We start from the raw sequence: 21,936 nt of genomic DNA on the forward strand, positions 1-21,936 counted from the left end.
CCTACTGAAGCTGTTTGCCCTACGCCATTACAGTAAAAATCGAGGTGGGGTTAGCCAAAAGAGAGTACTGTTACCGATCGGTGTTTGTTCCGGTAAGGTTAGCCCCAGCACACCCGCTTTTTTAAGTGTTAACACGCCATTCGTTTTTCCCCAGAGCAGTGTTTCTGCCCAAAGACTCAGGTTTGGTTCGTGCCCTACTAATGCCAGCGCTTTGGTTTCGAGCGATCGCCAGCTCTCTAACCAGGCTAACCACTCATGCAAACTACCATCCGGTGCTAGTGCAGGTGTTACTTGCAAGGTCGGAGCCAGCTTTGCCTCTAGCAAAAGGTCTGCCGTTTGTCGCGCTCGCACTAGTGGGCTAGTCAGGATGATATTAAACTGGAGTGACAGCGCATGAAGCCGCTTTGCTACCTGTCGTGTCTTCCGGAACCCTTCGTCAGTTAGGGGTCGCTCATCGTCATTAGCATGGGTTCCGTGCTCTCCAGCAAGACCGTGACGGATAAGGTAAAGATCGAGTGCTGGCATAGAAGGCGGGAGGCTAAGGGATGAGGGATGAAGGCTAAGGGATGAAAGGGATGAAGGACACGCTCGTTGCTTGTGATGAAAGCCTATCCTTAAGGCTACAGAGGGAAAGTAGAACTATGACTAAAAAAGCAAAGCTCTAGAGAATGTTTAGCCTTCTCCTCTGCCTCACTTAACCATTTGGATAGTGCTGATCGGGGTTAACTAACCGCAGCAGCTTTTGCTTCACCTGGGCATCAAAAACACCCCATTTCATCTTGGCGTATTCAGAGCTTTCGGTAAAACCAGACAGAAAGCCAAGGGGGATTTCAAACCCACCTGCCTGCGATCGTCCGCCGCCAAAGAAACGTCCTTGTGCATCTTGACCAAAGGCTTCTTTGATAAACTCGTCTGGGTCAAGCGTCAGTTTGTCAGTACGAAGTGAGCCAACGACGACTTCTAACTCTTCATCCTCATCGTGGACAATGCCATAAACAACCGCCGTGTGAACGTTTTCTTCAGTAACGAGAAAGTCTGCTGCCTGGGGAATGGCATCACGATCGTCATAGCGAAGATAGCCAACCCCCGCGATCGAAAAGTTGTTTTGCACGATACGGTTCTTCAACGCGCGCTCGATCACATCCATCACTTGGCGCGACCGAGACGACTGCAGGACGGCATTCAGCAGTTGAGCGTCGTAAAAGCGGCTCAAGTATGCGGCTGCCAGAAAATCTTCTTCGCCCGCCTGCCGTAGCGCATTAGTATCAGACCGCAACCCATGCATCAGTGCCGTTGCACATTTAACGTGTTCACTAGTATTGCTATCCAGCTTGAGCAGTCCTGCCTGGAGGTATTGCGTCAGGATGGTGGCTGTGGCACGGGTGTAGGGACGAATATCGACAAACTCAGCGTTAAGGTCTCCTTGCATACTGTGGTGATCAATCACAACCGTAATGGGAATGCCCGCTTGCTGCACAGACGGCAATAGTTGGCTGGTGGTTCCCTGGTTGTCGAGCAAAGCACAGCCTTGATATTTCGATAAATCTCGGCTCTTTAAAACTTGCGGCGTGAGGCGCTGCACCGGTAAATTGGTCAGCTTGACGAGAGCAACATTTTCCTGGTGGCTAAGGGTGCCCGCATAAACCATCTCGCACTGAATGTCGTATTTCTGAGCAATCAGCTTGTAAGTCCAGGCAGATGAGAGCGCATCTGGATCAGGAAAATCTTGAAGAATCAGGAGTTGACGATCGCCCCGATGCCGCTCTAAAGTTTGGTGAAGTTCTTCTACCTTCTGACTTTGCTCTGAAGACCGAGGCACGTCATAGGCAAACGGCTGAACTATTTGGTTCGCTCCTGAATGGTTAGATGATTGACTGCGTAGAGATGGCTGAAGCGGTCTTGCAGCAAACTGGTCTGTCTGCTCGACAGTATTTGGAGCCACCTGGACGCTCAAGGGATGTGTTTCCGTGAGCAATAACAGACTGTCGAGGGAGGGAGACGAATCGTGCATATGGGGTTAAAAGGTGAGTGAAGCTTTGCTTCGGCGCGTACTCTACGACCCTTACAGAGATTGGCAAGGGTCAAACTATGGGTACTGTTTCGATCTTCGCAAAAAAAAGGTGAAACGTCATAAGCCAAACGCTATATCTCTCGACTGGCCAACCTGATCCCAGGTCAGCCCAATGAGCTAGATTGTGGCTGGGATAACATTAAGCGTTTTGATGCCGTTTTCTGAGTCTACTGCTACAGCGCTACTTCTAACGACTTGCTTCGACAAGAGCACACTCTTGAAGGGTCGATCGTTAGATACCGATTACGTACTTGCGCCACTCTTGATTGACTCCGTTCTTGAGATGCTTGGTTACTTCAAAATATAAACCGCTGTAAGGTTTGCGTGGTGCCACATCGAGCAACATATTAGCTTCTTTGGGAGTACGATTGCCCTTTCTAACGTTGCAACGCACGCACGCCGTAACGATGTTTTCCCAAGAATCGCCGCCGCCTCGCGATCGCGGAATCACATGATCAAGCGTTAAATCATCGCCAATATAGCCACAGTATTGGCAGGAATGGCTGTCTCGGTGAAGGAGGTTGCGGCGGGTTAGCGGAATTTCTTTATAGGGCACGCGGACGTAGTGGCGCAGCCGGATTACCGTTGGCAGTGGAAAGCCAGAATAAATGTACTTGCCGTTGTGTTCAACCTGCTCGGCTTTGCCTTTAATGAGCAAAACCACTGCCCTACGCCAGCTCGTAATGTTGAGCGGTTCGTAAGACGCATTCAGCACCAGAACCTTGCCCATTGATAATTCTGTTGAAACAAGAGTTTCACAAATGGTAACACATGTGATAGAGGAGCGTAGCAGTCCCGCTAGGAGCAGGTGATCGGTCAGCAGGTGCGCGTTTAGTGTAGATTGCGATTAAGCAACCAGCCCCCTATCAAGCTCTCTCAGTTTATGTCTCAACTACTCACGCCCTTGAACACCTATGCCTGCTTTAACGGCACCGTTAGTTTTTATAGCCATCCATCCACTACTTGCAAGGGGGAGATGAAGTTTACAGTTTATTTGCCGCCACGATCGCAGTCTGAACCTTTGCCCGTACTGTACTTTTTGTCAGGACTGACCTGTACTGAAGAAAACTTTATAGTGAAGGCGGGAGCGCAGCAATTTGCAGCAAAATATGGCGTAATTCTGGTGGCACCCGATACCAGCCCACGTGGTGCAAACATTCCTGGTGAAGAGGACGACTGGGATTTTGGCACTGGCGCTGGCTTTTACGTTGATGCTACGCAAGAACCGTGGCGATCGCACTACCAGATGTACAGCTACGTGACCCAAGAACTACCTGCAATTATTGCTGCTCATTTCCCTATAAAAACAGACCGTCAAGGCATCTTTGGTCATTCTATGGGCGGGCATGGAGCATTAGTCTGTGCGTTGCGAAACCCGGAGCAGTATCGATCAGTGTCTGCCTTTGCGCCGATCGTTGCTCCTATGCGTGTGCCCTGGGGACAAAAAGCCTTTACTAACTATCTCGGAGTCGATGAGGAAACGTGGCGATCGTACGATGCCAGCGAACTTGTGCTAACAACTCAACTCAAACACTCAATTTTGATTGACCAGGGTACGGCTGATACGTTTTTAGAAAAACAGTTAATGCCACAGGTGTTTGAGCAAGCATGCGCGAAGTCAGGACAACCACTAACGCTACGAATGCAAGACGGCTACGACCACAGCTATTACTTCATCTCCACCTTTGTCGAAGACCACATTCGCCATCATGCCGAGATTCTTTGGAGTTAATGAAAGCTCGTGTTTTGCAACAGTAGAGAGCTTAGAGAACTGTTAGAAGTGCTACAAGTTTGAGACATCTAGCTCATAGAAAGCAACATGAAAACGCCAAAACAAGTGCTTCAAGACTGGGTTGCTGCTTACAATGCTCGCGACCCTTATGCCCTGGTTGAGCTTTATCACGAAGACGCGGTGAACCATCAGGTTGCTTTTGGCGATCCTCTTAAAGGACGCGAAGCACTACTTGAGAGTTTTGTCGCTTTCTTTGGTGCCTTTCCTGATAATTACACTCATGTTGAAAATCTCTTTGCAGATGATGAGTGGGGAATAGTCGAGTGGAGTGGTGGTGGTACCTTTCTGGGCGAACTTGATGGCAGCCCACCTACTGGTAAGCGATATACCCTGCAAGGCTGTGGCTTCTTTCATATTCTTGATGGCAAAATTCATTTTCAGCGTGGGTACATCGACAAATACACCTGGTTTACTCAAATTGGGCTACCGGTTTCATAAGCGTGCAACGGTTGCACTGACGATCTTAGGATGAAGCTCCCTACTTGAAGAAGTCGGGGCTCTGATGCCTACAAAAAAGGCTGATCGATTAGCATTTGCTATCTCGATCAGCCTAGAAGTTAAGGAGCGGTCAACTTAGCAATAGTCACTAAGACTATTTGGATTCAGTAAAGTCAGCGTCGATCACATCATCGTCAGCGCCACCAGAGGGAGGGGTAGGACCACCCATGTCAGGACCACCTGGAGGAGGCGAACCTGCATCACCACCGGCTTGCTGATAGAGGTTGCTGCTGATGCTGTAAAGCGATTGTTGCAGTTCGCCAGTCAGCGTCTTGATTTGGTCAAAGTCTTCTTTAGCGATCGCGTCGCGCAGATCCTTAATTAGACCTTCAACTTTGGTCTTATCCGCCGCAGGCACCTTATCACCCAGTTCGTTGATTTGCTTCTCAGCTTGGTAGGTCAACGAATCCGCCTGGTTTTTCAGGTCGATCTTTTCACGCCGCTCTTTATCAGCAGTGGCATTTTGCTCGGCTTCGCGCACCATGCGTTCCACATCGTCCTTCGGCAGGGTCGAGGCACCCGTAATGCTGATGGACTGTTCCTTGCCAGTGCCCTTGTCCTTAGCGGTGACGTTAAGAATACCGTTTGCGTCGATGTCAAAGGTGACTTCGATTTGCGGTACGCCACGTGGTGCAGAGGGAATGCCATCAAGACGAAAGACACCCAAGTCTTTGTTGTCGTTCGCCATTTCGCGCTCACCCTGGAGAATGTGGATTTCCACATTGCTTTGACCATCGACCGCCGTTGAGAAGACTTCTGACTTCTTGGTGGGGATAGTGGTGTTGCGAGGAATAATCTTGGTCATCACGCCGCCCAAGGTTTCGACACCAAGAGACAGTGGGGTGACATCCAGCAGCAGAATGTCTTTGACTTCGCCTGACAGCACACCTGCTTGTACAGCAGCACCAACAGCAACCACTTCGTCAGGATTTACAGTTTGGTTAGGGTCTTTGCCCAGAACTCGCTTCACCAGTTCTTGTACAGCCGGAATCCGGGTGGAACCACCGACCAATACCACTTCTTCAATGCTGCTTTTATCGAGCTTGGCATCACGGAGTGCGTTTTCAACAGGGATACGGCAGCGATCGATCAGGTCAGCGCAGAGTTCTTCAAACTTCTGACGAGTCAGGGTTGTATCCAAATGCTTGGGTCCGTCCTGAGTCGCAGTGATGAAGGGAAGGTTGACTTCTGCCTGCGTCACGCTAGAGAGTTCGATCTTGGCTTTTTCTGCTGCTTCAGTCAGACGTTGCAGCGCTTGCTTGTCTTTGCGAAGGTCAATACCTTCTGCTTTGCGGAACTCTTCTGCAAGATAGTCCACAATTTTCTTGTCAAAGTCGTCGCCACCTAAGTGGGTATCACCAGAGGTTGACAACACTTCAAACACGCCATCGCCGACTTCCAGGATCGATACGTCAAATGTACCGCCGCCCAAGTCAAAGACGATGATGGTTTCGTTGCTCTTCTTATCCAAGCCGTATGCCAGCGAGGCAGCAGTCGGCTCGTTGATAATCCGTAGCACTTCAACACCTGCAATCTTGCCTGCGTCTTTTGTTGCTTGACGCTGCGAGTCGTTGAAGTAAGCGGGAACCGTGATGACTGCTTGAGTCACCGTTTCGCCGAGATACTTGCTTGCATCTTCGACCAGCTTCCGCAACACTTGTGCAGAGATTTCTTCGGGTGCAAACTGCTTGCTAGCAGCGGGACAGTCCAGCTTCACGTTGTTGTTAACGTTGAGAACTTTGTAAGCAACCTCGGTCGCTTCGTGCGTAATCTCGTCGTAGCGACGACCAATGAAACGCTTCACTGAATAGAACGTGTTTTCGGGGTTCATGACCGCCTGACGCTTGGCGATTTGCCCGACGAGACGATCGCCATTCTTCGCAAAGGCGACCACAGAAGGAGTAGTACGGAACCCTTCAGCATTGGCAATGACAGTGGGCTTACCACCCTCCATCACTGCGACGCATGAGTTGGTTGTACCTAAGTCAATTCCAACAACTTTTGCCATGAGTGCTTCGGCTCCATCAAATTTACAAAAACAATTACGGGGGTGGCAGCTAGCCAATCAAGCCAGAGCAGGTAAGCGCCATCAGTTAAAGTCAGGCGGTCAGCAAGAACGCTCTTGATATTACTAAGAGGCACACAACGCGCCTTCTACTCTCTCTATACTGATTGCGATTGATGCTCTGATGAAGGCGTATTTACCGAACCTACGGTTGGACGGTTGAGAAGAAAGGATAAAAGATGAAGGCTAAAGGCTTAATTGCTTTTTATACTTCATCCCTTATCCTTTAGCCTTTCCTATGCAGCTTTCTCAGCCCAAACGTCATCAGTGTGTGTCGTTTGCGTTTCAGCAGGCATGTGATTGCTGTCGGCTTCTAGCTTGGGTTCGGTGATCGCGTCAGCCAAGTTAACCTTCACAACTTTGGGGCGATCGCTCACTACTTTGGGTAGCGTCAGGGTCAGAATGCCATCAGTAAAGTCAGCTTTAACCTGATCGTTTTGGATGGCAACTGGTAGGGGCACTACACGGCGGAAACTACCGTAGCGGAACTCAGACCGGAAAAACTTGCCGTCTTCATTCTTAGTTTCAGAGCGATACTCACCAGTGATAGAAACGCCTGCGCGAGTTACCTGAATATCTAGATCTTTGGCAGCAATGCCGGGAAGTTCAGCACGAAGCACAAACGCTGCATCAGTCGCTTTGAGTTCGATCGCGGGTGTCCAAGTGTGAGCAGCAGGAGCAGCCGTGCGATTAGCTGGAGTGAAATCGTCAAACAGTCGATCGAGTTGACGACTCAAGGTTTCGATTTCTTGCCAAGGTTGCCAGCGAATGAGTGACATGGTGGAAGGACCTCTTGAAAGCGATGGGACTTGAGAAAGAGTGCGCTGCGGTAAGCGAGGCGAAAATCTATAACGTTGCAACATTAATCGTTGAGATAGTGAGAAAGGCTGGCAATGTTGTTAGTAAAACGATGTCTTTAGCAGTCAGCTTTACTAATAGCGCCAATGAATCTAATGTAGGGCAGCAAGGGCGTTACAACATTGGGGTAAACCGTCAAGGCACAGTTGTAGTTACCGATAAAGACTTATTTTCGAACCATTTTATACAGCGGAGAACCGTCTTTTTAGTTGGGTTTTCCGTCGCTTTTCGTAGAGTAGCTTTGGCGACTGAAGTCGCAGTTACACGGACACTAGCGTAGCCATGCCCGAAGGGCTATAAACTGCCCCTAGCTTGACAGCATGCAAGAAACGCAGGTTCTAAAACCCTTAACTTTCCGTAGTCCGTGTCGGTGAGCTTTATCTATGTAATCGCGGTTTTAACCGCCAGACATTTTTCAAACAACCTCTTCATTGAAGGGCAAGGACAGTTCAAGTTCGGTAGTAGCTAGTAACCAGAATGATGAAAGCCGAACAATCTGTAGGAGTAATCGTCTTTGGCATGGCTACGCCAAGGCAATGCCGTGCCTTCAAATGAAAAGCTCGACTTGATTTAGTCCTTTAATCTGTGCCCTTTCGTAGCGTTCTCTAACGGTATTAGCTCTGGCTGCCCGGAAATGTTATCTGTACCGTAGTTTGCTGCTCTGGGATACTGTCGATCGTAATGTCGCCGCCGTGCAACTCGATCAGTCGTTTGGCAATAGCAAAGCCCAACCCCGACCCTTGCTGCTCGTAAAACTTGCGTTCAAACTGCATATAGGCACCCAGGCTAGCAAGCTGTTCTGCGGTCATGCCCCGCCCACGATCGGTAATTGTCAGCTTCAAGCCTTCGTCAACGATTCTGGCTGACAGATGAATGGGAGTACCTGCCGCCGAAAATTTGAAAGCATTGCCAATTAGCTCTTCCAGCACTTTTTTGAGCTTTAGATCCGAGATCTGGATTTTGGTATCTTGCAAATCTAAATGCAAATCGGCTTCACGTCCTTCTTGTTTGGCGATCGCCGTTGCCACAGCCATGATCAGCGCCGCAGGAATGCGCGTCTCACCACTACGCAGCAACGCGAGGCGCTCGTCATCACGGGCGGTAATTTCCAGCTCAGAGTAGAGCAAAAAGTTTTGGATGAGCCGATAGAGCCGCTCGGCAGCGCTATGGATACCTTGCGTTAGTTCGAGTATTTCCTGCCGCTCAATGTTTTTGTAATCGTCAATAATCACCTCGGCAAGCCCCAAAATGCCGTTTAGAGGCGTTCGTAGTTCGTGGGGCAATGACAGTGCAATACTGCTTCTCAAACTTTCGAGCTGTTGCTGGGACTGTTCAACTAACACTGCCTGTTTAGTAAAGCGGCTGTTGATCGCAGTCAGCAATTCTTTTGCATCACAAGGCTTGGTTAAATAGTCATCTGCACCCAATGCCATACCGTGACGAAAATCGGTCTTTGCGCCTCGTGCTGTCAGAAAAATGAATGGAATGGCAGCCGTAGCAGTGTCCTGCCGCAAAGCTTTCAGTACCTCATAGCCATCAAGCTGCGGCATGGTCACATCACACAGAATCAAATCGGGCAAATGCTCCTGTGCCTGTTCAACACCAATTTTGCCGTTCTCAGCACCTAGGACGCTGAAGCCTTCAATCTCCAGTAACTCTAGAAGCGGTTCCCGAATGAAGCGATCATCTTCAATGACTAGAATTCTTTTCATCGCTTGCTCTCAATGTCACGATTCATGTAGGGGCATACCAAAATCCGACATTGCTGCAATATTCCTGTACTTAAATAATTTGTCAACCGTACTTAGTGATTGAACGATCGACAGCAAACTGTTCAGCCATGTTTAACCACGTGCGCGATTTGGTTTTGCCTACTCAACCACTATCAGCGGTTCTATCTTCTATTGTGTGTTGATTTTGAATGCTTCGTCGTCCGTGTATTTAGCTGATTCACAATTGTCGTCCGTGTGACTGTTAGAGTAGGCTATGAGCCTTCAGTTGATGCAACGCATGGGGATACATTCCGCAGAAAACCGCGCCGATCGCCAAACCTTTGAGAGCCTGACTGAAGCGGTAGAGGTGCAGGCTTGGGAGACATTGCCTGCGGCTCAACAGGCGTTGATCGCTCAGGCAGTTGCTCCTGACATTACCATCAGTGGTATTGCTTATCCTGATACGCCAGCAGCTCTGGCTACTCTGGTGCAGGCAGATGATCGCCAGCCGCTTTTACCCTGTGGTACGGGTAGCAAATTGGCATGGGGCGGTCTGGTAGGAGGGCAGAGGGCAGAGGGCAGAGGGCTGAAGGCTGAAGAGAAGAGGGTACCGCTGCTGCTGGTGAGTACAGAGCGGTTAAAGCGACTGATTGACCACGCGATCGGCGACTTAACCGTAACGGTAGAAGCAGGAATGCGCTTTGCAGATGTGCAGGCAACGCTGGCAACCGCAGGACAGTACTTACCAATCGACCCTGCCTATCCAGACCACGCTACGATCGGCGGTATCATCGCGACAGCCGATACAGGTTCGCTCCGTCAACGCTACAACGGTGTGCGCGATCTGTTGCTGGGCGTGTCGATCGTCCGAGCCGATGGGCAGGTTGCCAAAGCGGGTGGACGCGTCGTGAAAAACGTTGCAGGCTACGACTTGATGAAGCTTTTTACTGGCTCTTACGGTACGTTAGGCATCATCACTCAGGCGACGTTGCGGGTATATCCCTTGCCCGAAGCATCGCAAACGGTTGTGCTAAGTGGAGAGGCTGCTGCGATCGCGCACGCCACCCAACTGTTGCTCAGTTCGTCTTTAACCCCTACCAGTGCTGATCTCTTGTCTGAATCGCTCGTCGCTGCAATGGATATAGGAAAGGGCACTGCGCTTGCCGTCCGCTTTCAAAGTATGCTGCCGAGCGTACAGGAACAAACCAATCGGATGGTTGAGGTCAGCAAGGCACTAGGTCTGACGATCGCCTCTTTCTTGGGCACTGATGATGCGGCTTTATGGCAACGCTTACGAGAACGGATGACTGCGGCTCCCCCGATCGATGCTATAACCTGCAAAATAGGGATACGCCCCTCCGCAACGGTGGCATTGTTAGCCATTCTTACTAAGCATCACAATGAGCTAGCGATCGCACCGCCGTCTGGGCTGCTGCCTTCTGCACAGATCCATGCTGCTAGCGGGCTGGGGCTGCTGCTGCTCGATGCTGCTACGCCTCCAGAAACCCTTTTAAACATTCGCTCATGCTGCCAGGAAAATGGCGGGTTTCTCTCTATCCTTCAGGCTCCAGTGGCGCTTAAACAGGCGATCGATGTCTGGGGTTACAACGGCAATGCACTGTACCTGATGCGCCAACTAAAACAGCAATTTGATCCATACAACCGTTTGAGTCCCCACCGATTTGTAGGCGGAATTTAAGTCATGAGTGCTAGTTACGAAAAGTTTGAGTCTGAGACTAAGGACGCTGAGGGAACAGATAAAGGATCAAGGTTGAAAGGGGATGAGCTAGGCTCGAATTTAGACTTTAGCCCTTCTCTGTTAGCCTTTGATGCGCACAATCCCCCTGATCCTACCCTGATCGACGCTTGCGTTCACTGTGGATTTTGCCTCTCTACGTGCCCTAGCTATCGGGTGCTTGGCAAAGAGATGGATTCGCCGAGAGGACGGATTTACCTCATGGATGGGGTGAATGAGGGACAAATTCCCCTGTCTACTGCAACGACGCAGCATTTTGATTCGTGCCTGGGCTGTCTTGCCTGTGTGACCACCTGCCCTTCGGGGGTGCGCTACGACAAGCTCATTGAGTCGACCCGATCGCAGGTCGAACGCAACCAGACACGATCGCTCCCTGAAACTCTCTTGCGTCGTCTCATCTTCTCCACCTTTCCGTATCCCGATCGGCTACGGCTCATGCTGCGTCCCCTCGGTCTATATCAGAAAACAGGCTTGCAGCGCTTGGTGCGATCGTTAGGCTTCCTGAAGTCGCTTTCACCCCAACTGGCAGCGATGGAGGCGATGTTACCACCTATTTCTGCCCAAGCGTTTCAAGATCCTTTACCTGAGGTGATTCCAGCGCAGGGCAAGCAGCGCTATCGAGTAGGCTTGCTGCTTGGCTGTGTCCAACGGCTCTTCAACCCCGAAGTGAATGACGCGACTGTGCGCGTGCTAACTGCTAACGGTTGCGAAGTGATTGTGCCACCGACCCAAGGCTGTTGCGGTGCGCTCACCCATCACCAGGGGCAAGAAGACCAAACTAAAACGCTGGCACGTCAGCTCATTGACAGCTTTGCCGGTACAAACCTAGATGCCATTATCATCAATGCGTCTGGTTGTGGGCATACGCTTAAGGAGTACGGCAGCATTTTGCAGGATGACCCTGAGTACCGAGAGCGAGCCAAAGACTTTGCTGCGAAAGTGAAGGATGTGCAGGAATTTCTTGCTGATGTCGGGCTGACTGCCCACCTCTCGCCGTTGCAGGACGAGCCGCTAACGTTAGTCTACCAGGATGCTTGCCATATGCTGCACGGGCAAAAGATTAGCGTCCAGCCGCGCCAGCTGCTCAAGCAAATTCCAGGTGTGCGGCTACGAGAACCAGTGGATGCTGCACTGTGCTGTGGCAGTGCCGGTGTTTACAATATCTTGCAGCCAGAGGTGGCAGCAGAACTCGGTCGGCAAAAGGTCGAAAATTTGCTTCAGACAGGTGCCTCGCTCATTGCCTCAGCTAACATTGGCTGCTTTGTGCAAATTAGCAGGCACCTACAGCTTCAGGGCAAAACGGTACCTGTGCTGCATCCGATGCAATTGCTAGATTACTCGATTCGGGGCATTCAATTGACGGCTTCCCCATCCGAAGCGATCGCCGTTTCATCAAGCCGCACTTGACGATAGAGCGTGTCGATCGCCAGCGAGAAGCCGATGCTTTTTAAGGTTGTAGTGTCGCCTGCTTCATAGGGATGCAGTACCCAAAAGCCTTCAGCGTTGCGCCGAAAGCACTCTACGTTGATCGCCGTTGACTCAATCAGCACATATTCTTGCAGGGTTTCTAGCTTACGGTAGCGGGCAAACTTGCTGCCCCAGTCATATGCTTCGGTGGATGGCGACAGCACCTCGATGATCAGGCAAGGATATTGCACGAATTGATTGGAGTTCTGATCGCGGCGATCGCACGTCACTACCAAATCTGGGTAATGGTAGGCGCTGGTTGGCGATGCCTGTACTTTGACATCCGCCATGTAAAGCTCACAGCCCTTGTCTTGCAGATAGCCATCTAATGCCGTTGCCAGGTTAAGCGCAATCCGATTATGAGGCTTCGAGCCTCCTGTCATCGCAAAGACTTCTCCATCCACATACTCGTACCGATCTTCCTGTGTGGGTTCCCACTCCAGCTATTCTGCGGGTGTCATCTGGTATGACTTAATTTGAGCAATCATGATCGTTACCACTGTGGGTTAATTGAAATTGGAAGTACTGCTAAATCTCAGCAGCAGACCAGGATGAAACAGTTGTAGCAGGCCTACCTTACAGAGGAAAGCGTCTATAGCAAGTGAGAGTTCAGGAACGATCATTGTTCAGTATGTAGACAGAAGTAGGTCAGGATACTGCCAGAACCTTTATGTCCTGAAGAGGAAAATTAACCATGTTGCTGTTTGAAAAAGCTAAAGAACTACTACATTATTCTGAAAATGAGCAAGCGCAGGATGAAGCAATTATTGACCTGCTGTATCTTGTTATGCTGAGTGATAAAGCAATTAAGCTGAGTGAACAAGACTTCGTGACAGATTACGTTTCATCGCTCGATCTACCTTCCAAACATTCTTGGGAGTTTTATATCAATGCGGCGCTGCCAAAAGTTCGTACTGCGCTTCAAAGTCAGGAAAAAACCGAAGCACTACTCCTTGATATAAGCGATCGCCTCAAACACCACAATTTGCGGAATCTAGCTTTGGAGGTTGTTCAAGAACTGATACAAGTGGACTCAACTATAGCGGTAGAAGAAAGTGCCCTTGTCGAAAAAATTAGACAACGATTTGGTTTCTAATAGCTTCAATTTTAAGAGCGCAATGATCTGGCGCAATCATCAGGGTACTTGCTAAAGCACCCGCAACGTACTGGCAATGCTACTGACTGCTTCCATGACCCGAATTTCGTCTAGCGCCGTGCGGAAGTTGCCCTCGCGGACATGGTGAGTGACGACGACGATTTCTGCCAGGTCATCGCGCAAACCTGTCTGCACGATCGACTCTAGGCTGACGTTGTGGTTGCCAAAGCAAGTGCCCAGTTTGCCAATCACACCAGGGAAGTCTTTCGTGAGAAAACGGACATAAAAGCGCGTCACCAGGTCTGCCATGGGGGCGATCGTGCAATAGTCTTGATGCGAACAGGCAAGTAAAGGATCGAGCAAGGGCAGCCCGTTCGATCGTGTAGTAGTGCCCCGCTCTACTTTAAGAATGGCAGCAATATTCAGGATGTCGGCAACCACTGCACTGGCAGTTGGACCCGCCCCCGCACCAGGACCAAAGAACATTACCTGTCCGATCGGCTCGCCCTCAATCACGATCGCATTGTAAACACCGCTAACACTTGCAAGCGGATGGCTGGTGTGTACTAACGTTGGATGCACTCGTACCTGTAGGGTCGCCGTTTCTGTGGTTGGGGTTTCAGTCGTAAGATCCTCCCGCTTTGCCACTGCCAACAGCTTGATCACGAAGCCTAGTTTCTCTGCATAGGCAATATCAGCAGCGCTCACTTGCCGGATACCCTCACAATGCACGTCCGGTAACTTAATGCGACCACCAAACGCTAGGGATGCCAGAATTGCAATTTTGTCGGCTGCATCTAAACCATCGACATCGGCAGTTGGGTCAGCTTCGGCATACCCCAGCCGTTGAGCATCGGCTAGAATGCTGGCAAAATCGCCTCCCTCGGTCTGCATCCGCGACAGAATGTAGTTGGTTGTGCCATTAATAATGCCAGTGACGGTATGCAGGCGATTGGCGCAAAGCGATTGTTTGAGCGGCTCAATGACCGGAATACCACCGCCGACTGCGGCTTCTAGCAGCACATATACGCCTGCTTTTTCTGCTGCTGTAAAGATTTCGGCTCCGTATCGCGCGATCGCTGCCTTGTTTGCCGTGACTACGTGCTTGCCGTGGGCGATCGCTTTCAGGATGAGCGATCGGGCTGGTTCCAGTCCACCCATGACCTCGACCACAATGTCTATGTCTGGGTCAGTAACGATCGCGTCTAGGTCAGTGGTGATGATACTTGGCGGCAGATCAACAGCACGAGACTTTTCGAGCGATCGAACTCCCACCCGATACAGCTCTAGCTCTTGCACTAAGGGATGACGCTGGGACGGGTTAAGCAAAATCTGCACAGTTCCCGTTCCAACTGTTCCCAAACCCAATAGACCAATTTTGAAGCCCACAGTCTCAACCTGCCGTGCAAGAGTTCACACTTATTGTAAAGGAGAGGGGAGAGGAGTGAGGTGTAAGGGAAGTAGGAGAGGCAGGGGAGTCGGGGAGTAGGAGAGGCAGGGGAGGCAGAGTTTTAAGTTGATTCCAACCACAGCCTTTTGCCTTTTGCCTTTTGCCTTTTGCCTTTACACCCCCCTCTCTCTTCACTTGCCCTACAACAGCGTTGCGATTTCTTTCAAGTAAACTCGGCTAAACGGCTCGTCTTCGCCTAATTGATACTGCTCAATCAATCCATTGCGATGAATGGAAACGGTGTCCTCTTGTTTAATCACAACGACAGAGTCCTCGAAGACATCGCGTGCTAGCATCTTTTCTACCTCAGTAGGCTCGTCTAAAACAACGATGTTGCTGCCGTAGTAAAACATTCCATCGCGCTCAAGGACATCTTCGCGGTATTCGGCAATGAGCAAATCGAGCCGAGGGTTGCGTAGCAAGTTTTGGACGTTGGTGTTGTAGTCTATATGCTGGTGTTTTTCAGAGCGATTGATGAAAACACCTTTGGCACAAACGGCACCGATCGTCCAATCCGGCTGGTGACGCAGAATGTAATCCGCGATCTCTTGCAGTTCTGGTACAGAAATGCGGTTGCAGCTAATGATCGGAATACGAGCCGCTTTGCCTGTTTCAAAAAAGGTTTTGAGAAGGTAAGCGGGAACATCAACACTTTCGCCGATCGCAGGTTTCAGGTGCATATTGATGCCAGGAGCCGCATTAATCTCGATAATGCCAAAGTTGCCTTTCTTCCAGGACTCCGAAAGGTCTTGGGCGATCACATCAATACCCAGACAGGTCAGGCGAAAATGTTGGGCAATATCTTGCGCCAGAATGATGGTATCGGGATGCATCTGACGGGTGGCATCAATGCTTAAGCCACCTGCCGAAAGGTTAGCAACCTTGCGAAGATAAATGGTGCGATCGGCTTCCAAAACCGAATTGAGCGACAAACCTTGCTCGTCTAGATAGCGCTCCATTGCCTCATCGCACTTAATTTTGCCCAGTGGTGAGGTGGGTGTATCAACTCTGGCTGGTGTGCGGTTTTCGCGGTCGATCAGTTCGTTGATGGTTGACTTGCCATCCCCTGTTACTGATGCAGGACGGCGCTCAGTTGCGGCTACAAATTTACCAGCGACACAAAGCAAGCGAAAATCTTTACCTGCAATGCTTTTTTCAACAATGATGCGAATGGACTGATCTTCGGGAACGGCTGCAACAGCCCGCTCGAACGCTTGCACTAGCTCCGTTTCGTCCATAATGCCCGCCGTGACACCAATGCCCTTGTGCCCAACGACTGGCTTCACTGCAACGGGATAGCCAATGCGATCAGCGGCGGTCAACGCTTCTGCCTCAGTGTAGACGATGCTACCGTGAGGTACAGGAAAGCCTAGCGTATGCAGGAAGGCTTTGCAGTCATCCTTGCCTGTGGTGAAATCTGAATCAATGTGGCTGTCATGGTCAAAGGTCGTAGCAATGCCTCGTACCTGCTTTCTGCCATAGCCGTACTGCATTAACCGCTCATCCCACAGATAAAAGGTAGGAATGCCGAGATCATAGGCAGTTTGAAGCAGTGCATAAACAGTAGGACCACCAAAAACGGAGTCGCGGAAGGTCTCTTGCAGTACCTCAATTTGGTCTTCGATCCAAAAACGTCGATCGCGTGTAATCGCTTCAAACCAGTCCCACACGCAGTAAACGATCGCCCGACTCGTCCGTGCATGTACTGCCTGTACCGCAATCCGGGTACGACTGCCCTGCTGCTTAACAGCCCACTGAGTTATGTGCAGATCCATCTCTAGCTTGCTAACTTCAGCAACCGTGCGGGCAAACAGATGCGCGTAAGATTTGTGTGTTTCTTTAAGCAAAAGGGGATAACGATTGCCAATCACTGCAACATATTCTTCCAGCGATCGAGGCGGGTTTGCTTCTACCAGAGCAAAATCGAACGCTGCTGCTGCTGTGCCAAGATCGGGATTAGGACCGATGTAGTGCCTGAGATTGAAGATGTCAAAGGCATCTGTCGTACGGGCATTCACGCGAACCAGATCAACACTTTGATCCACAACCATAATAAGTATCTCCAGTAGACCGTTACTACCCTAGTCCTATCGTTCTCACACGTTCTTCTATCGCAGGTTACGATCTGTAGCAGTTTTGTAAAGCATTAACAGCAAACCATTTAAAGGTACATCTTAGGAAATACCACTTTTGAAGGGTGAAACAATAGCGTTCAATGTATAGAACAGAAGGATCGCTTTGTTATTCAGTCATGATTTTATGAACAAGACAGCCACGAGCGAAACAGTGTTGAATCTAAGAATGGAAGTGCATAATCTTGCTGAGGCTGCCTTCCATCGACACTTAATTTCAGGATATGGTGACAGTGAATATCCTGATTCGTATCAGATTGTGTATGAAGGAAAGCCCAAGCATTTAACCCTCAATCAGGCACGTACTTTTCTATCTCGCTTAATGCAGCAACCCGTTTAGTAAGTAGCTGGGTGTAATTGTTTGTAAGCTGCATTTCGACTTCGCGTTCAACTGAGTGCTTACGCCCAAGTTTCAATGCTCTCAGTCTTGTATAAGTGGGTTGAGTGCAGTCGAAACTTGGTCTCTAAGTAGTGCTTAATTTAGCTCCTACGTGCTTCCGGTTCATTTACTGAGCCGGTTTTTTATTATTTACTTTTTCTCGATCAACCCTAGTGTGACGATCGACTCGTAAACCTACTGCCTTTAGAAATATCAGAGAGATAAAGTTAGGTCGCTAGAGCGATTTTCCATCGGAAAAGTATCAAAATCTACCGAACGGTGAAGGCAACTGTGCAGAGCACTGTGTTTTATTAAAAGACCACCTCAACACAACGCGGAGACACTATGACAGGACACGAGGCTCAAGGATCGGCGGTGATGGCGTCTCAGGAAGATGCTGCCGAAGCGCAGGAGAGTGTTGCACTTCCAGAAACGCATGGGCAACTAGTCATTATTGGTGGAGCAGAAGATAAAGAAGGCGATTGCACTATTCTGCGCGAATTTGTACGTCGGTCTGGTGGGTTACAGGCACGTATTGTTGTGATGACCGTTGCTACAGGGTTACCCGGAGAGGTTGGAGAAACGTACCTTAATGTCTTTGAGCGTCTGGGTGTGGAATCAGTTCGGGTGGTTGACACTGCCAGACGAGAAGATGCTGATGATCCCAAAGGTCTAGAGTTGATTCAGCAGGCGACAGGCGTCTTCTTTACAGGTGGCAACCAGGCCCGCATCACAGAATGTCTGAAGGACACACAACTGGATGCAATGCTGCACAAGCGGTTTGCTGATGGTGTTGTCATTGCTGGGACGAGTGCTGGTGCAGCAATGATGCCCGACATGATGATTGTGGAAGGCGAGTCTGAAACGAACCCACGGATGGAAGTGGTTAGCATGGATCGGGGTATGGGCTTCTTACCGGGCGTTGTAATCGATCAGCATTTTGCCCAACGTGGTCGCTTAGGACGGTTGCTATCTGCGATCGCCCAGCAGCCTGTCAATCTGGGTTTTGGCATTGATGAAAACACCGCGATCGCGATCAATGGCAAAGAGCTAGAAGTGATTGGTGCAGGCGCAATCACTATTGTGGATGTGGCAAACCTTACCCACAATAATGTGGAAGAACTCTTACGAGACGAACCCTTGGCTTTGTGTAACGCAACGCTGCACATTCTTCCCCACGGGTACAAGTTTGATCTAGAAACGCGCTCGCCAATGGAGCTTAAATAAGCTGCTAGCTGAAATGCGATCGTCCAAGTAAGTGATTCTGACGGCATCTGGTTTGACCAAGAACACCAAATGCCGTCAGTCATAGCGCCACCCAAGCGCGAAAGCTACTTGGCTAAGCTTTGCCTTATTACAAGTTTTTGGTCAAGGTATCAATACAGAGGCTAAGGCAATCCATCCTACGTTTTGCAGTTCAGCGTGTCGCGCGTATTGCGTCCAGTGACGGGGTTTTTCCCTTTTGCTGATTGGCATAGGAGAGTTTGAGCATCCTGCCGCACATCAACATCAGTGAAGTCAGCACCGTCTACGATCGCCCCGCCAAATTTGGCATTGAAGGCAAACGCCCCCTCTAGATTGGCATTGGTCAGGTTAGCGCCTGTAAACCGTGCAGCATCTAAGGTAGCGTTTCGTAAGTCGGCACCCTCAAAGTTTACGTCCTCCAAGTTGGCACCAAAAAAACTTACGCCATGTAGGTCACTATGGCTAAAGTTACTGCCCCGGAGATTTGCTTTTGTAAAGCTAGAGTCGGTTAAATCTTTGCCAGAAAAATCAGCGCCGACCAAAAAATCTCGGTTGTAGTCATCTGCCAACGCAGCCATAGGGCTAACGAGCCAGAGACTAATCACGATCGCGCTCCAACAGATGAGGCTTACCGTAATTGTCCGTCGCTGCTGCCATATCTGTTGCTTAACCAGTGCTGCAAGCCATCGTTTAACGTGCTGACCGATTGCCGTGCCCAATCGTTTGATGCTCATTGTTGCTGCTTACTACCGAACCCAACTGCGATCGCAGTAGCGCCTTCATCTTTGCTCACCGCCCTAAGCAGACGCTTTGTTACTGGGTGAGTGAATACGATCGCTACTCCTTCGATCCTACCTGAATCCGTTGCGCTTCTAGTCTGGCAGCAGTAAACCGAAACAGTAGAGCGCTTCAGCAACGTGAGTTTAGCGCCGGGATTGTCGATATTAAAGTATTGAAGAAAGACTTAGTATCTCGTTCTGTTCCACCGCTCATGCCTCAAAAGCCAAAGCTTCAAATAAGTCGCAAGCGCAGTACTAACGCAGAAGCCTCAGATATTGGTTCCTTAGGAGAAGCTTTGGTAGCTCAATGGTTGTGCGATCGTGGCTGGCTTCTGTTGCAGAAACGCTGGCACTGTCGATGGGGCGAACTCGATTTAGTCGTTGGTCAGCCCTCAGCACAACTACCAACACAGCCGATCGCCCTAGCGTTTGTGGAGGTTAAAACCCGCAGTCGAGGCAACTGGGACAGTGATGGTGCGCTGGCAATCACCGCTCAGAAGCAGTCAAAACTTTGGAAAACGGCACAACTCTTTTTAGCAGATCATCCCGACTGGGCAGAATTACCTTGTCAATTTGATGTGGCGCTGGTCTGCTGTCGGTATCAGCCTCAACCAACCGTGCTGTCAGATGATGTAAGCCAAGCGAGGAAGGCAATCGCTGATTACAGCCTGACGCTTCAAGACTATATTCCTGCTGCCTTCACGCTCGATTAGGATGTATCAAATAGGACGTATCAAAACAGTAGAATCTCTAGCGATACGTCCGCTTCTCTACGCATTACGCCAACGTTTCTGGGCAGTAGCCTAACCCCTGCACAAACTGCTGACGAAACGCTTCAATCTCCTCGCGCTCTGGTGTGCCATGCGAGACGACTGCAACCTGATAACGATGCATCACCTCAACTGGTGACTGCCCCGTTTCCAAACCCCATAGTGCCATTTGGACGCGAATACCTGGGTCACATGGAATGCCCAGTTCATGCATCAAAGCTCGGAAGTCGCCATGCTCATGAGGCTCCAGGCAACGGCTCATTTTCACCTTTACAATCCACCCGTCAATTTGGTGGATCACGGTCATAAAGCTGACTGGAAGCCGACTTGAGCAGTGTAGATACTCTACAACCCTTAATGTAAGGGACGCATTTGCAAGATAATACAGATAGTCCACCACAGTTTTTGACCAGCAACCGCTTACACCATCTATAGTCGCTAAACGTATCAGTAAATACCAGGGGAGAACCCCCCGAAGTGGAGCGTGTTATCACCCAATCCGAAAGGAGGAGGGGTAGGGAGTTAGGGCTAAAGGCTGAAGGATTAACTGGTGGTTAAAGCCACGTCTACAAACCAAAAAATCTACGTAGGTGGATTACACCAAACCAGCTTGCAGTCTCTGTAAGCAGACTTATAGGTGTAGCCGAAATGATAAGTGTACTAAGCGTTACTTCTGACTACTTCTACTAAAACTAACTTGCCTGTAATGAGTTCTGACCGCCTGCTGACTGCTTATGACTATACGTTGCCTGAAGGATTGATTGCTCAAGCGCCGTGCGTTCCTCGTGATCAGTCACGGTTGCTGGTGGTACAGGATACCGTGCAGCATTGCCATACGATCGTGCAGACGTTGCCAGATTGGTTGCGATCGGGCGATTTGTTGGTGTTGAATAACACTCGCGTGATTCCAGCTCGGCTGCACGGGCACAAAACAAGCGGGATGCCTGTAGAGGTGCTGCTGCTGGAGTCACAGGCTGTCGACCCATCCAAGGGCACTGTGCACGGTACGAGCGATCGCTGGTTGGCACTGGTAAAACCGGGTCGGCGGCTTAAGCCGGGTGCGACGATCGTGTTTGGGGGGCAGGAGCCAGCAGACCAACAGCAAGAGGCAGGCAGCTTAAGTGCCACGGTTCTGTCGATTGATGCGGCTACGGGTGGACGCCTTTTGCAATTTAACGTGCCACCGGAAACCACGCTCGACGAGTGGATTGAGCGGCTTGGGCAAGTACCGCTACCACCCTACATCACTGAGTCCGAGGCACAGCCAGAGCAGTATCAGACGGTCTATGCCGATCGCCCTGGTGCGATCGCGGCACCGACAGCAGGGTTACACTTTACGCCTGCTTTACTAGAACGCTTGCAAGCACACGGTATTAAGCAGGCTTTTGTGACGTTGCACGTTGGCGTGGGCACCTTTCGTCCAGTGGAGGCAGCGGCAATCACTGACCATACAATGCATGCTGAATGGGTAGACGTGCCACCAGAAACAGTAGCGAAGATTCAGGAAACCAAAGCAAGCGGTGGACGCATCATTGCAGTTGGGACAACCGTTGTGCGATCGCTCGAAGCAGCAGCACAAAGCGGCACGATACAGACCTTTTGCGGCAAGACTAATTTGTTCATTTACCCCGGTTACAAATGGCGAGTCGTTGATGGATTGATGACAAATTTTCACCTACCGAAGTCGAGCTTGCTCATGCTGGTCAGCGCCCTGATCGGACGACAGCGCTTGTTAGATCTGTACCAGGTGGCGATTGCAGAGCAGTATCGCTTTTACTCCTTTGGGGATGCGATGTTAATTTTGCCAGAGGCAGGAGTGGGGAGTAGGGAATAGGGGATGGGGATTAGGGAGAGTTTTGAGTTTTG

Annotated in this window: 21 protein-coding genes; 10 read left to right on the top strand and 11 right to left on the bottom strand. The window is 50.2% G+C overall.

Translation table 11 applies throughout. The annotated features are described in order from the left end of the window. Nucleotides 1-27: 27 nt before the first annotated feature. The 3 genes from sixA to H6F76_RS26390 all read right to left on the bottom strand — a co-directional run bounded on the left by sixA (nt 28) and on the right by H6F76_RS26390 (nt 2,801). Nucleotides 28-525 carry a phosphohistidine phosphatase SixA gene (gene sixA, locus H6F76_RS26380; RefSeq protein ID WP_190512756.1) on the bottom strand — a complete coding sequence of 166 codons (498 nt, stop codon included), beginning with the start codon at nt 523-525 and terminating at the stop codon, nt 28-30. Nucleotides 526-694: 169 nt separating this feature from the next. Further along, nucleotides 695-2,011 (bottom strand): bifunctional oligoribonuclease/PAP phosphatase NrnA, encoded by a 1,317-nt coding sequence (locus H6F76_RS26385; protein ID WP_242036858.1) that lies wholly within the window; start codon nt 2,009-2,011, stop codon nt 695-697. A 292-nt stretch (nt 2,012-2,303) separates the two neighbouring features. Continuing rightward, complete coding sequence (locus tag H6F76_RS26390; RefSeq protein ID WP_190446353.1) at nt 2,304-2,801, bottom strand: HNH endonuclease; 498 nt, start codon at nt 2,799-2,801, stop codon at nt 2,304-2,306. Nucleotides 2,802-2,954: 153 nt separating this feature from the next. Here H6F76_RS26390 and fghA point away from each other — a divergent pair, with 153 nt between their 5' ends. Beyond that, complete coding sequence (fghA, locus tag H6F76_RS26395; protein WP_190512758.1) at nt 2,955-3,803, top strand: S-formylglutathione hydrolase; 849 nt, start codon at nt 2,955-2,957, stop codon at nt 3,801-3,803. Between the two features lie 87 nt (nt 3,804-3,890). Further along, nucleotides 3,891-4,301: an ester cyclase gene (locus H6F76_RS26400; protein WP_190512760.1), complete on the top strand. Its 411-nt coding sequence runs from the start codon at nt 3,891-3,893 to the stop codon at nt 4,299-4,301. Nucleotides 4,302-4,455: 154 nt separating this feature from the next. Here H6F76_RS26400 and dnaK read toward each other — a convergent pair whose 3' ends face one another. Next, entirely contained in the window at nt 4,456-6,369 is a 1,914-nt protein-coding gene (gene dnaK, locus H6F76_RS26405; RefSeq protein WP_190446356.1) for a molecular chaperone DnaK, read from the bottom strand. 293 nt (nt 6,370-6,662) lie between these two features. Continuing rightward, nucleotides 6,663-7,205: an Hsp20/alpha crystallin family protein gene (locus H6F76_RS26410; protein ID WP_190512763.1), complete on the bottom strand. Its 543-nt coding sequence runs from the start codon at nt 7,203-7,205 to the stop codon at nt 6,663-6,665. Nucleotides 7,206-7,219: 14 nt separating this feature from the next. Between H6F76_RS26410 and H6F76_RS26415 the strand changes: the two genes are divergently transcribed. Next, nucleotides 7,220-7,564 (top strand): hypothetical protein, encoded by a 345-nt coding sequence (locus H6F76_RS26415; RefSeq protein WP_190512765.1) that lies wholly within the window; start codon nt 7,220-7,222, stop codon nt 7,562-7,564. A 334-nt stretch (nt 7,565-7,898) separates the two neighbouring features. On the opposite strand, the gene H6F76_RS26420 is transcribed toward H6F76_RS26415, so the two are convergent. After that, the gene (locus tag H6F76_RS26420; protein WP_190512766.1) at nt 7,899-8,996 is read right to left on the bottom strand and encodes a response regulator; all 1,098 of its coding nucleotides are present in this window, start codon (nt 8,994-8,996) and stop codon (nt 7,899-7,901) included. Nucleotides 8,997-9,270: 274 nt separating this feature from the next. Here H6F76_RS26420 and H6F76_RS26425 point away from each other — a divergent pair, with 274 nt between their 5' ends. Together H6F76_RS26425 and glcF are read left to right on the top strand one after the other, a co-directional pair. After that, the gene (locus H6F76_RS26425) at nt 9,271-10,695 is read left to right on the top strand and encodes an FAD-binding oxidoreductase (RefSeq protein WP_242036859.1); all 1,425 of its coding nucleotides are present in this window, start codon (nt 9,271-9,273) and stop codon (nt 10,693-10,695) included. 3 nt (nt 10,696-10,698) lie between these two features. After that, entirely contained in the window at nt 10,699-12,159 is a 1,461-nt protein-coding gene (glcF, locus tag H6F76_RS26430) for a glycolate oxidase subunit GlcF (protein WP_190512768.1), read from the top strand. Here glcF and H6F76_RS26435 read toward each other — a convergent pair. Further along, nucleotides 12,105-12,662, bottom strand: coding sequence for a Uma2 family endonuclease (locus H6F76_RS26435; protein WP_277881288.1), 558 nt, complete (start codon nt 12,660-12,662; stop codon nt 12,105-12,107). The genes glcF and H6F76_RS26435 overlap by 55 nt on opposite strands. A gap of 251 nt (nt 12,663-12,913) precedes the next feature. Between H6F76_RS26435 and H6F76_RS26440 the strand changes: the two genes are divergently transcribed. Further along, entirely contained in the window at nt 12,914-13,315 is a 402-nt protein-coding gene (locus H6F76_RS26440) for a hypothetical protein (RefSeq protein WP_190512770.1), read from the top strand. Between the two features lie 51 nt (nt 13,316-13,366). Here H6F76_RS26440 and H6F76_RS26445 read toward each other — a convergent pair whose 3' ends face one another. Both H6F76_RS26445 and H6F76_RS26450 read right to left on the bottom strand, forming a co-directional pair. After that, the gene (locus H6F76_RS26445) at nt 13,367-14,704 is read right to left on the bottom strand and encodes a homoserine dehydrogenase (protein WP_190512772.1); all 1,338 of its coding nucleotides are present in this window, start codon (nt 14,702-14,704) and stop codon (nt 13,367-13,369) included. A gap of 201 nt (nt 14,705-14,905) precedes the next feature. After that, nucleotides 14,906-16,816 (bottom strand): acetate--CoA ligase family protein, encoded by a 1,911-nt coding sequence (locus H6F76_RS26450; RefSeq protein WP_190512774.1) that lies wholly within the window; start codon nt 16,814-16,816, stop codon nt 14,906-14,908. Between the two features lie 208 nt (nt 16,817-17,024). Here H6F76_RS26450 and H6F76_RS26455 point away from each other — a divergent pair, with 208 nt between their 5' ends. Beyond that, on the top strand, nt 17,025-17,237 hold the full coding sequence (locus H6F76_RS26455; protein ID WP_190512775.1) for a hypothetical protein: 213 nt from the start codon (nt 17,025-17,027) through the stop codon (nt 17,235-17,237). A gap of 417 nt (nt 17,238-17,654) precedes the next feature. Continuing rightward, the gene (locus H6F76_RS26460) at nt 17,655-18,503 is read left to right on the top strand and encodes a cyanophycinase (RefSeq protein WP_190512959.1); all 849 of its coding nucleotides are present in this window, start codon (nt 17,655-17,657) and stop codon (nt 18,501-18,503) included. 176 nt (nt 18,504-18,679) lie between these two features. On the opposite strand, the gene H6F76_RS26465 is transcribed toward H6F76_RS26460, so the two are convergent. Next, on the bottom strand, nt 18,680-19,255 hold the full coding sequence (locus H6F76_RS26465) for a pentapeptide repeat-containing protein (RefSeq protein WP_190512776.1): 576 nt from the start codon (nt 19,253-19,255) through the stop codon (nt 18,680-18,682). Between the two features lie 257 nt (nt 19,256-19,512). On the opposite strand from H6F76_RS26465, the gene H6F76_RS26470 reads away from it, so the two are divergent. Further along, a complete protein-coding gene (locus H6F76_RS26470; RefSeq protein WP_190512777.1) occupies nt 19,513-20,013 on the top strand; it encodes a YraN family protein in 501 nt (166 codons plus the stop codon). Between the two features lie 64 nt (nt 20,014-20,077). On the opposite strand, the gene H6F76_RS26475 is transcribed toward H6F76_RS26470, so the two are convergent. After that, nucleotides 20,078-20,467 carry a hypothetical protein gene (locus tag H6F76_RS26475; RefSeq protein WP_190446426.1) on the bottom strand — a complete coding sequence of 130 codons (390 nt, stop codon included), beginning with the start codon at nt 20,465-20,467 and terminating at the stop codon, nt 20,078-20,080. 309 nt (nt 20,468-20,776) lie between these two features. Between H6F76_RS26475 and queA the strand changes: the two genes are divergently transcribed. Then, nucleotides 20,777-21,904 carry a tRNA preQ1(34) S-adenosylmethionine ribosyltransferase-isomerase QueA gene (gene queA / locus H6F76_RS26480; protein ID WP_190512778.1) on the top strand — a complete coding sequence of 376 codons (1,128 nt, stop codon included), beginning with the start codon at nt 20,777-20,779 and terminating at the stop codon, nt 21,902-21,904. The last annotated feature ends 32 nt before the right edge of the window (nt 21,905-21,936 follow it).

This window comes from Leptolyngbya sp. FACHB-321, assembly GCF_014695975.1.
Taxonomy (GTDB): domain Bacteria; phylum Cyanobacteriota; class Cyanobacteriia; order Leptolyngbyales; family Leptolyngbyaceae; genus Stenomitos.